The sequence below is a fragment of the Streptomyces fodineus genome, from assembly GCF_001735805.1.
In the GTDB taxonomy this organism is placed as follows: Bacteria; Actinomycetota; Actinomycetes; order Streptomycetales; family Streptomycetaceae; genus Streptomyces; species Streptomyces fodineus.
Genome location: NZ_CP017248.1, coordinates 8,431,140 through 8,442,484, shown reverse-complemented (window position 1 = coordinate 8,442,484; position 11,345 = coordinate 8,431,140). Strand labels below are relative to the sequence as shown.

Here is an 11,345-nt window from a genome sequence, read left to right as displayed (position 1 = left end):
TGCGTACAAGTACGTATGCGCGGGCCCAGGGGCCGCGAGGCAACCGGAGAGGAACAGGTGGGGCTGGACAGGGCCTACGAACGCATGACGGCTGCGGCCGTGGCGGCGCTGCACGAACGGGAGCCCGCGCCTGTGGCCGATGCTCGCCGGTGCCCTGACCTGCGCGGTGGCGAGGCGGTCCTCCACCAACCGGACGACTGGAGCGAGCGCGAGGGCACGATCGGTGCGGCGCCCGGCGCTGCCGCCGCCGAGCTGGAGCGGCTCGGGGAAGCGGACCTGGCCCTGCTCCGCGCGGGCTTTCCCTTCGCTCGCCACTACACGAGCACCACCGACCGGAGGCCCGTCACCGTGCAGCGGGCGGCGGGCCTCCGGTGGCCGGACAGCCCGACGGCACGTCTGCTCGGCAAGCCCTCGACGTGGACCATGCGCTGGGACTGCCACTGCCCGCGAGCACCGCCCCGGTCACCGGCTGCCTCGTCTTCCGCGCCGGTACGGACATAACCGACGACCATCTCGCCATGGCGGCGCGCACTCGGCCCGGCCGGGGCGCCGGACGAACGGGCGGCGGACTGCGCGCCGACGCCGCGCGAGACGACCGTCCTGCTGCTGCTCACGGACGCGCTCACCGCCGACGCCATCGCCCGCCGCCTCGGCATCTCCGTCCGCACGGTGCACAAGCACGTCGAGAACATCTACCGCAAGCTGGGCACACACGACCGCCTGGGAACCGTGCTGCGCGCCCAGCAACTCGGCCATCTCCGCCAGCAGCCGGCGCAGTTCCTCCGCCGCCTCGGGGGCGTCCTCGATGATGCCGAGCAGGCGCCGTTCCCAGTCGGCGGCGACGCGGTCGACCGCGCCATCCACGTCGCCGCTCGCCCGAGACGCCGCCAACTCCTCGCGTGAGGCGTTCAGTTCGTCGGGCGCGCCACGCCGGGAGAGCAAGCGGGTGCCCCGTCGTCTCACGTGCTTCATCTGCCGCCAGGCGTCCGCGACGACAAGCCCGACCAGAGCCGTGGCTCCTTGCGCGGCGAGCGTCCCCGACTCGGCTTTCACCAAGCCGCTTTACGTCGTCCGGCGGCACCGGGACTGGCGGACCCCGCGGTAGAAGGATCTTCGCCGGATTCCCGGTCGGCACCACGGGAGCGAGCGCGGTTGGGCCACGCCGGCGCCACCGGAGTCAGCCGAGGAAGCTCAGCCGCACCTTGCGCTCGGGGTTGTCCTTGTTGGTGTCGACGAGGCAGACCGACTGCCAGGTGCCCAGTTCCAGACGGCCGCCGATGACCGGGAGGGTCACGTGGGGCGGGACGATCGCCGGGAGGACGTGGTCGCGGCCGTGGCCGGGGCTGCCGTGGCGGTGCTGCCAGCGGTCGTCGGCGGGGAGCAGCGTGTGCAGGGCGGCGAGGAGGTCGTCGTCGCTGCCGGCGCCCGTCTCGATGACGGCGATTCCGGCGGTGGCGTGCGGGACGAAGAGATTGAGCAGGCCGTCGCGGCCGGCCGCCGCCTCCCGGAGGAAGTCCTCGCAGTCGGCGGTGAGGTCGACGACGCGTTCCCGGGTACCGGTCGAGACGTTCAGGATTCGGGTGGTGAAGGCATCTGGCATGCCCCCATCCTGGCTCACTCGCCGGGTTTCCCACCTTGTGGCGCGGGCGTGTGCCGAGACGGGCGGTCCACAAGTCGAGACGCCGTTGACCGTGGTGCGGCCATCTGGCTACGTTCTGCGGCATGTTGCGTTCAGCCCTGCTCACCACACGCGGTCATATCGACCTGCTGCGGGTGGCTTCCGCCGCGTGTCGCCGCGGCCGCTGACGCCCTCTTCCCGCTTCCCCGCTTTTCGGGCTCCGCCCCCTGCCGTGACCTGCCCTTGAGGCGGGCATGACGTGTCGGCGCCGAGCCGGTCTCCCGTGCCCCCACCCCGCTCTCTGCCCTGTGGAGCATCATGAGTATCAGCCATGCCCCACCCAGCTCTCCAGAACCCGATATTTCGGGTATATCCAAGTCTGAGGATGCCGGAACGAAGCATTCCGACAGCGCCCCACTCGACCTTCAGCAAGTCCTCCCCGCCTCCTCCCACAGCCGTCGCATCCCCCGCTGGCTGCGCCGTACCGCGGGCCCGATCCTGCTGCTCGCCCTGTGGCAACTCCTCAGCTCCACCGGAGGGCTGACGGCCGACGTACTCGCCTCGCCGGGCCGGATCGCCGAGGTCGGCTGGGACCTGGTCAGTGACGGATCACTGCCGTCTGCCATGGGTACCTCGCTCCGGCGCGTCGCGTTCGGGCTGCTCTTCGGGACCGTGACCGGCACCGGACTCGCCCTGGTCTCGGGGCTGTTCCGGATCGGTGAGGACCTGGTGGACGCGCCGGTGCAGATGCTGCGGACGGTGCCGTTCGTCGGTCTCATCCCGCTGTTCATCATCTGGTTCGGCATCGGCGAGGCCCCGAAGACCGCCATCATCACGCTCGGTGTGACCTTCCCGCTCTATCTCAACGTGTACGCCGGGATTCGCGGGGTCGACGCCCAGCTCATCGAGGCCGGGGAGTCGTTGGGGCTCTCGCGGTGGGGTCTGGTGCGCCATGTCGTACTGCCGGGGGCGCTGCCCGGCGCGCTCACCGGGCTGCGCTATTCGCTCGGCATCGCCTGGCTCGCGCTGGTCTTCGCCGAGCAGGTCAACGCCGACGCCGGTATCGGCTTCCTGATGGTGCAGGCACGGGACTTCCTGCGGACCGATGTGATCGTGGTCTGCCTGGTCGTCTACGCCTTCCTCGGCCTGCTCGCCGACTTCGTCGTCCGTTCCCTCGAAAGGCTGCTCCTGCAATGGCGACCGACGTTCACCGGCCGGTGACCGGGCACGCGGTGCACGTCGAGGGGCTGACCCGCTCCTTCGACGGCCGTGCCGTCATCGACGATCTCCGGCTCGACATCGCTCCCGGCGAGTTCGTCGCCCTGCTCGGCCGCAGCGGCTGCGGCAAGTCGACGCTGCTGCGCATCCTCGCCGGGCTCGACCGCGACATCAAGGGGACCGCGCTGGTCCCGCGCCGCAGGGCCGTCGCCTTCCAGGCGCCCCGGCTGATGCCCTGGAAGAAGGTCTGGCGCAACGTCCTGCTGGGTCTGCCCGGCAGGCCCGGACGCGCCGTCGCCGAGCGGGCGCTGGACGAGGTCGGGCTCGGTCACCGCATCGGCGCCTGGCCGAAGACCCTCTCCGGCGGCGAGGCGCAGCGCGCCTCCCTCGCCCGGGCGCTGGTACGCGAACCCGATCTGCTCTTGCTCGACGAGCCGTTCGGCGCACTCGACGCGCTCACCCGGATCAAGGCCCAGCAACTGGTCGGGGAGTTGTGGCAGCGTCGCGGCTGCGCCGTGCTGCTGGTCACGCACGACGTCGAGGAGGCCGTACTGCTCGCCGACCGCGTCCTGGTGATGGACGGCGGCCGGATCGCCCACGAGCAGCGGATCGACCTCGGCCGGCCGCGCGAGATCACCGACCCCCGTTTCGCCGGCCTCCGGGCCGGCCTGCTGGAACGGCTCGGTGTCGGCACCTCCGCGGAAGCCGCGTGAACCCACCCCATTGCGGGACCCTGCCAGCCGCCTGCCCGAGAACCCGTCCCCTTGAGGCCATGAACGGAACCGCCATGCGACGACGCCCCGTCCCCGCCGCGCTGCTTCTCCCCTCGCGCTCATGCTCACCGCCTGCGGCGGGAACTCGTCCGCCGGCACCGACACCGACGGACAGGGTTCCGTCACCCTCAACGTCGGTGATCAGAAGGGTGGTTCGCAGGCCATCCTGCGCGCTGCCGGGGAGCTGAAGAACCTGCACTACAAGATCAAGTGGTCGACCTTCACCTCCGGCCCGCCGCTCCTGGAGGCCGTCAACGCGGGGGCTGTCGACACCGGGGGTGTCGGCAACACTCCGCCCGTCTTCGCGGCCGGCGCCGGCTCGAAGATCTCCGTCGTGGCGGCGTGGCACGGAACCTCCAAGGGCGATGCCGTCCTCGTGCCCAACGGCTCCAAGCTGACCGAGCCGGACCAGCTCAAGGGCAGGTCCATCGCCGTGGCACAGGGTTCGTCGGCGCACTACCAGCTGGTCGCCTCGCTCAAGGCGGCCGGGCTGAGCCTGGCCGATGTCCATGTCACATACCTCCAGCCGGCCGACGCGCTGGCCGCGTTCACCTCCGGCAAGGTCGACGCCTGGGCGGTCTGGGACCCGTACACCTCGCAGATCCTCCAGGCCAGGCGAGGCCGTGTGCTGACCACCGGCGAGGGCATCACCAACGGGCTCACCTTCCAGGTGGCCGCGCCCGCCGCGCTCAAGGACCCGAAGAAGGCTGCCGTCATCAAGGACTACCTGACCCGGCTGCGGCGGGCGCAGGTCTGGGTCTACGGCCATCAGAAGGAGTGGGCCAAGGTGTGGGCCAAGGACACCGGGCTGCCGTACGACGTGGCGCTGGCCTCGGTGCAGCGGACCAACTCCACCCGGGTCGCGGTCGCCGTCGACAAGCCGCTGATCTCCTCCGAGCAGCAGATCGCCGACACCTTCGCCGAGTTGAAGCTGATCCCGAAGAAGGTGGACTTCGCCGACTTCGTGAACACACGGTTCAACGGCGGCCTGCCGCCCTCGACGACGCCGGCCAAGGGCTGAGGAAGGACGGCATCGGCATGACCGGACGACTGCGCTGTCTCCTGCCGACCGGCGGTTCCTGTCGGCGTTACGGCCGGGGCTGCCGTCGCCGACGCCGGCCGCGCAGATGGCGGCCATGTATCAGCGGGTGACGCGTGGGCGGCTGCTTCGGGATCCGGCCGCACACGATCTCCCGGGACTCCCCGGCCGAGGCGTGGGCGCATCGAGGAGTACTGGTTCGCGGAGGGCATGATCCCGTCGCCCCGGCTCTCGGGAAGAGGCACACCCGGATCACCGTTGTAGAAGCGTGAACGAATCGCGCGAGGTCGAGGTTGTCGTCATCGGCGCTGGTCAGGCCGGGCTGTCCAGCGCCTATCATCTGCGGCGCACCGGCTTTGCGCCGGACCGCGACTTCGTGGTCCTCGACCACTCCCCCGCGCCGGGCGGCGCCTGGCAGTTCCGCTGGCCCTCGCTGACGTACGGCAAGGTGCACGGGATGCACGCGCTGCCGGGGATGGAGCTGACGGACGCCGATCCCGCGCAGCCCTCGGCGGAGGTGATCGGTGCGTACTTCGACCGGTACGAGCGCACCTTCGACCTGCGCGTGCGCCGCCCCGTCGACGTACGGACCGTACGGGAGGGCGACGGCGGGCGGCTGCTCGTGGAGACCTCACAGGGCACCTGGTCGACGCGGGCGCTGATCAACGCGACCGGCACCTGGGACCGGCCGTTCTGGCCGCGCTATCCCGGTCAGGAGACCTTCCGCGGGCGGCAGTTGCACACCGCGCAGTACGCCGGGCCGGAGGAGTTCGCCGGGCAGCGGGTCGTGGTCGTCGGCGGCGGCGCCTCGGGCACCCAGCACCTGCTGGAGCTGGCTCCGTACGCGGCCGCGACCACCTGGGTCACCCGGCGGCCTCCGGTCTTCCGCGAGGGGCCGTTCGACCAGGAGGCGGGCCGCGCTGCGGTCGCGCTGGTGAACGAGCGGGTACGTCAGGGGCTGCCGCCGCGCAGTGTGGTCTCGGTCACCGGGTTGCCTCTCAACGACGCCGTCCGGCAGGGGCTCGCGGACGGAGTCCTGGACCGGCAGCCGATGTTCGACCGGATCACGCCTGACGGGGTGGCCTGGAACGACGGACGGCACGTCGCCGCCGATGTGATCCTCTGGGCGACCGGATTCCGGGCCGCGCTGGACCATCTCCGTCCGCTACGGCTGCGCGAGCCGGGCGGCGGGATCCGGGCCGAGGGCACCAGGGCGGTGGCCGATCCTCGTGTCCACCTCGTCGGCTACGGCCCCTCGGCCAGCACCATCGGCGCCAACCGGGCCGGCCGCGCGGCCGTCCGGGACATCACGCGCCTGCTGGCCGAGGAGCAGCCGATCGCCGCATGACGCCCTGCCTGCTCAGCGGACCGCAGCCCGCGGCGAGGCGGCGGACCGGACCGGCCTCCGACTCGGGCTCCGTCCCTGCCCCGCGTCCTCGTGCAGGGCGTTGAAGTCCGCCACATCGCGTATATGCGTGGCGTAGTCGGAGGTGAAGCGGGTGTCTGCCGGCTTGACCGTGACGAAGTACAGCCAGTTGCCGGGCGCCGGGTCGAGCGCGGCGCGCATCGCCTCTTCGCCGGGGTTGTCGATCGGCGTCGGCGGCAGGCCCGTGCGCCGGTAGGAGTTGTACGGGCTGTCGATGCGGGTGTCGTCCTGGCTGGTGTGGACGGTGCTGCGGTTCAGCGCGTAGTTGGTCGTCGAGTCCATCTGCAGCGGCATCCCGCGCTCCAGCCGGTTGAAGACGACCCGGGCGACCTTGCCCATGTCCGCCTTCGTCGCGGCCTCGGCCTGGATGATGCTGGCGATGGTGACGGCCTGGTAGACGTTCATCGCACTGCGCTGCGCCCCGGCCGAGATCGGCGCCGCGTTCACCATGCTGTTCGCGGTGCCGACCATGGAGCGCAGCAGGAACTCGGGGGTCGCTCCCTTCGGGACGGGATACGTCGCCGGGAAGAGGTAGCCCTCGGGGTTGCCCGCGGCTTCGCTCGGCAATTTCAGACCGGCCTTCCCGACGGACTTGCGCGTGCTGCCCGAAGGCAGCTCCAGGGCTTTGTCGATCGCGTCGTACACCTGGCTCGCACGCCGGCCCTCCGGGACGACCAGCGCGGCGGGCTGTATCTCCTCGGGGCGGGTGTTCAGCGTCAGCAGCGGGACCGCCACGGCGGTGCCGACCATGACAGCGCCGGCCACGACGAGGACGAGTCGGCCCCGGCGTGTCAATCGCATCGTGCTCCGCGGCGGAATTTTCGTCTGCATGCGGGCACGGCAATACGCAAATACCCCTAAACATGGCATATGTTCAGTTTGGCGATCGCGCCGGTTGCGGTCAGCTCGCCGGTTCCAGTTGCGCGTCCCGGCGCACCAGTGCCGCGTACCGCCCGTCCTGTTCCAGCAGTTCCTCGTGACTGCCGCGTTCGGCGATTCGCCCGGAGTCGAGGACCACGATCTGGTCGGCGCCGCGGATCGTGGACAGCCGGTGGGCGATGGTGATCGTCGTCCGGTCGGCCGACAGGGCGTCGATCGCCTGCTGGACGGCGGCCTCCGTGCGGGTGTCGAGGGCGCTGGTCGCCTCGTCGAGGATGAGGACCGGCGGATCGCGCAGGATGGTGCGGGCTATGGCGAGGCGCTGCTTCTCGCCGCCGGAGAAGCGGTGGCCGCGTTCGCCGACGATGGTGTCGTAGCCGTCGGGCAGTGCGGCTATGTGGTCGTGTATCTGCGCCGCCCCGGCCGCCGCCCGCAGTTCCTCGTCGGTGGCGTCCGGCTTGGCGAAGCGGAGGTTGTCGGCGACCGAGGCGTGGAAGAGGTACGTCTCCTGCGAGACGACGCCGACCGCGCGGGCGAGGGTGTCGAAGTCGAGGTCCCGGACGTCGACTCCGTCCAGGGTGACGCGGCCACCGGTGACGTCGTAGAGCCGGGGCACCAGATAGCCCAGCGTGGACTTGCCGGCGCCCGTCGGGCCGACGACGGCGAGACTGCCGCCCGCGGGAACCGTGACGTCGATGCCGTCGAGGACCGGGCCGCCCTTGTCGTCGTAGCGGAACTCGACCTCCTCGAAGCGGACTTCGCCCTTGACCTGGTCGAGGTGCACCGGGCGCTCGCGCTCGGTGATGTCGATCGGCAGGTCCAGATACTCGAAGATGCGCTGGAAGAGAGCGAGGGAGGTCTGGATCTGGACGCCGGTCGCGAGCAGGCTCACGGCCGGGCGGAACAGCCCCTGCTGGAGCGAGACGAAGGCGACGATGGTACCGAGCGAGACCTTGGGGCCACCGAACTGCAGGGCCAGACCTGCCGTCCAGTAGATGATGGCCGGCATCGCGGCCATGACGATCGTGATCACGGCCATGCGCCAGCGCCCGGCCATGTTCGACTTCACTTCCAGGTCGACCAGGCGCTCGGACTCCTCGGCGAAGGACGTGGTGAGCGAGTCGGAGCGGCCCATGGTGCGGCCGAGCAGGATGCCGCTGACGGAGAGCGATTCGGTGACGGTGGCTGCCATCGCGGCCATCTGCTTCTGCCGCTGTGTGGTGATCTTCTTGCGTTCGTTGCCGACACGGCGGCTTATCCATACGAACGCCGGCAGCAGGAGCAGCGAGACGATCGTCAGCCGCCAGTCGAGGGCGACCATCGCGACGATCGTGGCGACCACGCTGGTGGCGTTGGAGACCAGGGAGGTGGCGGTGGAGGTGACGGTGGCCTGCATGCCGCCGATGTCATTGGCGATCCGGGACTGCACCTCGCCGGTACGCGTACGCGTGAAGAAGGCGAGCGACATGCGCTGGAGGCGGCCGTAGACGGCGGTGCGCAGGTCGTGCATGACGCGCTGGCCGACGGTGGTCGAGATCAGCGTCTGGAGTACGCCGAAGACGCTGGAGAGGACCGCGCTGAGGATCATGCCGAGCGCGAGCAGACTGAGCAGGCCGGTGCGGCCCCGGGGGATCGCGACATCCAGGGTCTCCCTGAGCAGGAACGGTGTGGCCACCGAAACCAGCGAGGAGGCGCCGACCAGCAGGCCGACGATCGCGAGCCGCCCGCGATAGGGACGGAAGAGCTTCAGGATGCGGCGCACCTGCCGGGGCTGTTCCTTGGCGTCGGCAGGTGGTGTCCATGAGGTTTCACGGTCGGGATGCATGGGCTCCTACGGAGGGGAACGGGCGCCGGCCGGAGGTGGCCGACGATGACGAACGGATCGTAGCTCATTGTTACCTATACTCACAATGAACGGCATCCTGATATTGTTCCCGCATGACCACCCCCGATCCCGACGGCCTGCTCGCCGAGCAGTTGCTGCGGCTGACCCGCCGGGTGCACCGCATCCAGAAGCGCCATCTGGAACGGCACGACCTGGGCATCACCCCGGCCCAGTCCCGGCTGCTGCGCACCCTCGCCCACTACGCGTCGCCCCCGCGCATGGCCGACCTCGCCGCGCGCCTCGAGGTGGTGCCGCGCGCGGTGACGACCCTGGTGGACGGGCTGGAGGCGCACGGGAAGGTACGGCGGGTGCCGGATCCGGCGAACCGGCGCGTGACCCGGATCGAGCTGACGGACGAGGGGCGTACGACCCTGCGCAAGCTGCGTGGCGCACGCCGCTCGGCGGCCGAGGAGATCCTCGCCCCGCTGACGGAGAAGGAGCGCCAGGTGCTCGGCGTCCTGCTGGACACCCTGGTCGAAGGGGACGGCGGCCAGCGCTGCTGAGACGGCACGCCGAGCCGTCTCATAGCGAAGCGGGCCGCACGCCGACCCCGGCGAACGGCCCGCCGACATACGTCACCCCACGGCCGGCCGTACCGCCACGGCCGCCGGTTCCACCCCCGAGCCCTCGTCGGGTATGCACGTGATCCAGGCCTTCAGATCACCGGGCTCGGCGATGCCGGCGACGACCACGGCACGGGCCCGTCGATCACCCTGCGAGTGGCGCATTCCACGTCGCCGCGCTCAACAGAGCCGGCGGTCCTGCGTCAGCACCCCCTGAACCGTGGTCAGCGAACGGTCGTAGCAGCCGTCGGAGCCGTACAGCCGATAGCGCTCGCTCGACGTGCCGACCGCGTGCCGCTGATCGCGCGGGACATTCATCGTGTACGCCGCGTCGCCGCTGTAGGTGTCGTCGAAGCGCGACCACGCGGTACGCCGGCCGTCCCGCAGTTCCACGGCGGACGCCCGGTCCCCGAGGGTCAGTACGGTGCGCAGCCGGTTGTCCGTGCCCACGGTCGTGGCGCCGTTCATGGTGTACGTCCGATGCGTCCGCGTCGTCCGCGCGGGACCGTGTCCGCCGACGCTGACCGTCTGATCGTCGGACCAGGTCGCGTCCACTCCGTCCGTGTTCTCGCCGTCGGCCCAGCGATGGACGGAGGTGTTGGCGAGTGTCCGCGTGACGGTCGTGGTGACCCGGCCGTGCGAGGTGTCGAGGTATCCGGAGACGGTGAGCCGGTGTCCGGCCTCGGTGTTCACACGGTTCTCCGAACCGGGCGTGTAGGTGGAGGAGTTGGCGATGTCCGTCGCCTTGTCCGCGGTCAGCGCTCCGGTGACGTGGGCGCGGTGCGCGTCCTGCCAGACCAGGACGTTCACCGGTGCGCTCCAGCCCGACTGGCCCGCGGGCACGCCGACGACGGAGACCTCGACGCGGTGCGGACGCCCGTCGTCGAGCAGGCCCGCGAAGGGGGTGAGATCGTATTCGATGGGCCGGACGTCGAAGGCGTGCGGCGCCGGGATGACGTACCAGAGGAAGGGGTTGGACCAGCCGCCGGTCCAGACGTTCGGGAACGGCGCCGCGATTCCGGCGAGTTGACCGTCGACCTTGACCTGCACCTCGCGGTAGGGGCCGTGATCCGCCTTGCAGGAGTACGACGCCGGGTCGGCCACGGTCAGATACCAGAACTCCTCGCAGCCGCCGCCCGAACCGGTCGCGTACACCTCGGCGACGATCCGCTCGCTGTTGCGCGGAGTGGTGAGGGTGGTGCCGTCGGGCGTGTCGGCGAGGGTGAGCACGCGGTCGGGGGTTCGCTCCGCGGGACGGCCCGCGTAGAAGGTCAGGGTGGCGTGCACGTCGATGACCCCGGTGTAGGTGTCGTCCACGACGTTGCCGATCAGCATCTCGACGTCCTGCGGGCTGCGGAAGGTGTCGCTGTAGCGGGTGACGTCCTTCTCGACGTGCCACTCGATGCCGTCGGGCGAGGGTTCCGGGGTGGAGGTGCGCAGGATCTCGACCCCGCCGACGTGCAGATAGCCGAGGCGGTCGTACTGACGGCCCTTCACCTTGCCGTCGAGGCGCAGGACGACCTTGCTCCAGCGGTCGCCGCAACCCTGGGGCGGGGTGTACGCGCCCCGGTACGGCGTGAAGTCGCGGAACTGGGCGTCGGCGAGGGTGACCTGGCACGACGTGGTGTGCGGCCGGTCGACGGGCGGTGCCGCGGTGACCGGATCGTGCCAGTCGGTACCGAACTCGGCCGGGACGTCGGCCGCTTGGGCGGCAGCGGCTCCGGTGCCGAAGAACGCACTCACCCAGAGGGTCGCCCCGGCGAGCATGGACATGACTATCCGTCTTCTCATGGCCGGTGTTCTACGGCGACCCGGGGCCGGCCCGCAATGCCGCCTCGGGCGGAACGACGCGATCGGGCCTCGGACGGGCGGGTGCAGGGTGCCACCTCGGGTTCGCGGGCACCGAGGCCAGCCTCCGGCGCGCCGCGGGCGGCGGGGCCGGCC

At 70.8% G+C, this 11,345-nt stretch carries 12 protein-coding genes and 2 pseudogenes; 8 read left to right on the top strand and 6 right to left on the bottom strand.

Translation table 11 applies throughout. The features are described 5' to 3' along the window. Positions 1-57 precede the first annotated feature (57 nt). Entirely contained in the window at positions 58-501 is a 444-nt protein-coding gene (locus BFF78_RS49825; RefSeq protein WP_335755371.1) for a hypothetical protein, read from the top strand. On the opposite strand, the gene BFF78_RS50535 is transcribed toward BFF78_RS49825, so the two are convergent. Beyond that, positions 463-1,053: a hypothetical protein gene (locus BFF78_RS50535; protein WP_472573258.1), complete on the bottom strand. Its 591-nt coding sequence runs from the start codon at positions 1,051-1,053 to the stop codon at positions 463-465. The genes BFF78_RS49825 and BFF78_RS50535 overlap by 39 nt on opposite strands. A gap of 124 nt (positions 1,054-1,177) precedes the next feature. After that, complete coding sequence (locus BFF78_RS36620; RefSeq protein WP_069782371.1) at positions 1,178-1,600, bottom strand: YjbQ family protein; 423 nt, start codon at positions 1,598-1,600, stop codon at positions 1,178-1,180. Between the two features lie 122 nt (positions 1,601-1,722). Here BFF78_RS36620 and BFF78_RS50270 point away from each other — a divergent pair, with 122 nt between their 5' ends. The 6 genes and pseudogenes from BFF78_RS50270 to BFF78_RS36600 all read left to right on the top strand — a co-directional run bounded on the left by BFF78_RS50270 (position 1,723) and on the right by BFF78_RS36600 (position 5,996). After that, positions 1,723-1,806 (top strand): putative leader peptide, encoded by an 84-nt coding sequence (locus BFF78_RS50270; RefSeq protein ID WP_313884353.1) that lies wholly within the window; start codon positions 1,723-1,725, stop codon positions 1,804-1,806. Positions 1,807-1,936: 130 nt separating this feature from the next. Further along, positions 1,937-2,839 carry an ABC transporter permease gene (locus tag BFF78_RS36615; RefSeq protein ID WP_069782370.1) on the top strand — a complete coding sequence of 301 codons (903 nt, stop codon included), beginning with the start codon at positions 1,937-1,939 and terminating at the stop codon, positions 2,837-2,839. Beyond that, entirely contained in the window at positions 2,812-3,549 is a 738-nt protein-coding gene (locus BFF78_RS36610; protein ID WP_069782369.1) for an ABC transporter ATP-binding protein, read from the top strand. Before BFF78_RS36615 ends, BFF78_RS36610 begins: the two co-directional genes overlap by 28 nt. Positions 3,550-3,623: 74 nt before the next feature. After that, positions 3,624-4,630 (top strand): annotated as a pseudogene (locus tag BFF78_RS36605) (ABC transporter substrate-binding protein). Between the two features lie 52 nt (positions 4,631-4,682). Beyond that, positions 4,683-4,778: pseudogene (locus BFF78_RS48655) on the top strand (LLM class flavin-dependent oxidoreductase); the annotation flags it as partial. A gap of 138 nt (positions 4,779-4,916) precedes the next feature. Next, positions 4,917-5,996, top strand: a complete 1,080-nt coding sequence (locus BFF78_RS36600; RefSeq protein WP_069782368.1) for an NAD(P)-binding domain-containing protein — start codon at positions 4,917-4,919, stop codon at positions 5,994-5,996. Positions 5,997-6,008: 12 nt separating this feature from the next. Here the strand turns inward: BFF78_RS36600 and mltG are convergent, their stop codons facing one another. Together mltG and BFF78_RS36590 are read right to left on the bottom strand one after the other, a co-directional pair. Then, entirely contained in the window at positions 6,009-6,905 is an 897-nt protein-coding gene (mltG, locus tag BFF78_RS36595; RefSeq protein ID WP_069782367.1) for an endolytic transglycosylase MltG, read from the bottom strand. A 70-nt stretch (positions 6,906-6,975) separates the two neighbouring features. Continuing rightward, positions 6,976-8,778, bottom strand: coding sequence for an ABC transporter ATP-binding protein (locus tag BFF78_RS36590; protein ID WP_069782366.1), 1,803 nt, complete (start codon positions 8,776-8,778; stop codon positions 6,976-6,978). Positions 8,779-8,891: 113 nt separating this feature from the next. On the opposite strand from BFF78_RS36590, the gene BFF78_RS36585 reads away from it, so the two are divergent. Continuing rightward, positions 8,892-9,341: a MarR family winged helix-turn-helix transcriptional regulator gene (locus BFF78_RS36585; protein ID WP_069782365.1), complete on the top strand. Its 450-nt coding sequence runs from the start codon at positions 8,892-8,894 to the stop codon at positions 9,339-9,341. 72 nt (positions 9,342-9,413) lie between these two features. On the opposite strand, the gene BFF78_RS46490 is transcribed toward BFF78_RS36585, so the two are convergent. Together BFF78_RS46490 and BFF78_RS36580 are read right to left on the bottom strand one after the other, a co-directional pair. Beyond that, entirely contained in the window at positions 9,414-9,566 is a 153-nt protein-coding gene (locus tag BFF78_RS46490; RefSeq protein ID WP_159033115.1) for a hypothetical protein, read from the bottom strand. Positions 9,567-9,581: 15 nt separating this feature from the next. Beyond that, positions 9,582-11,192 carry a peptide-N4-asparagine amidase gene (locus BFF78_RS36580; RefSeq protein WP_193433605.1) on the bottom strand — a complete coding sequence of 537 codons (1,611 nt, stop codon included), beginning with the start codon at positions 11,190-11,192 and terminating at the stop codon, positions 9,582-9,584. Positions 11,193-11,345: the final 153 nt, after the last annotated feature.

Coding starts and splice junctions, on each gene's coding strand:
- BFF78_RS36620 (WP_069782371.1), bottom strand. CDS start 1,600: ATGCCAGATGCCTTCACCACCCGAATCCTGAACGTCTCGACCGGTACC.
- BFF78_RS50270 (WP_313884353.1), top strand. CDS start 1,723: ATGTTGCGTTCAGCCCTGCTCACCACACGCGGTCATATCGACCTGCTG.
- BFF78_RS36615 (WP_069782370.1), top strand. CDS start 1,937: ATGAGTATCAGCCATGCCCCACCCAGCTCTCCAGAACCCGATATTTCG.
- BFF78_RS36610 (WP_069782369.1), top strand. CDS start 2,812: ATGGCGACCGACGTTCACCGGCCGGTGACCGGGCACGCGGTGCACGTC.
- mltG (WP_069782367.1), bottom strand. CDS start 6,905: ATGCAGACGAAAATTCCGCCGCGGAGCACGATGCGATTGACACGCCGG.
- BFF78_RS36590 (WP_069782366.1), bottom strand. CDS start 8,778: ATGCATCCCGACCGTGAAACCTCATGGACACCACCTGCCGACGCCAAG.
- BFF78_RS36585 (WP_069782365.1), top strand. CDS start 8,892: ATGACCACCCCCGATCCCGACGGCCTGCTCGCCGAGCAGTTGCTGCGG.
- BFF78_RS46490 (WP_159033115.1), bottom strand. CDS start 9,566: ATGCGCCACTCGCAGGGTGATCGACGGGCCCGTGCCGTGGTCGTCGCC.
- BFF78_RS36580 (WP_193433605.1), bottom strand. CDS start 11,192: ATGAGAAGACGGATAGTCATGTCCATGCTCGCCGGGGCGACCCTCTGG.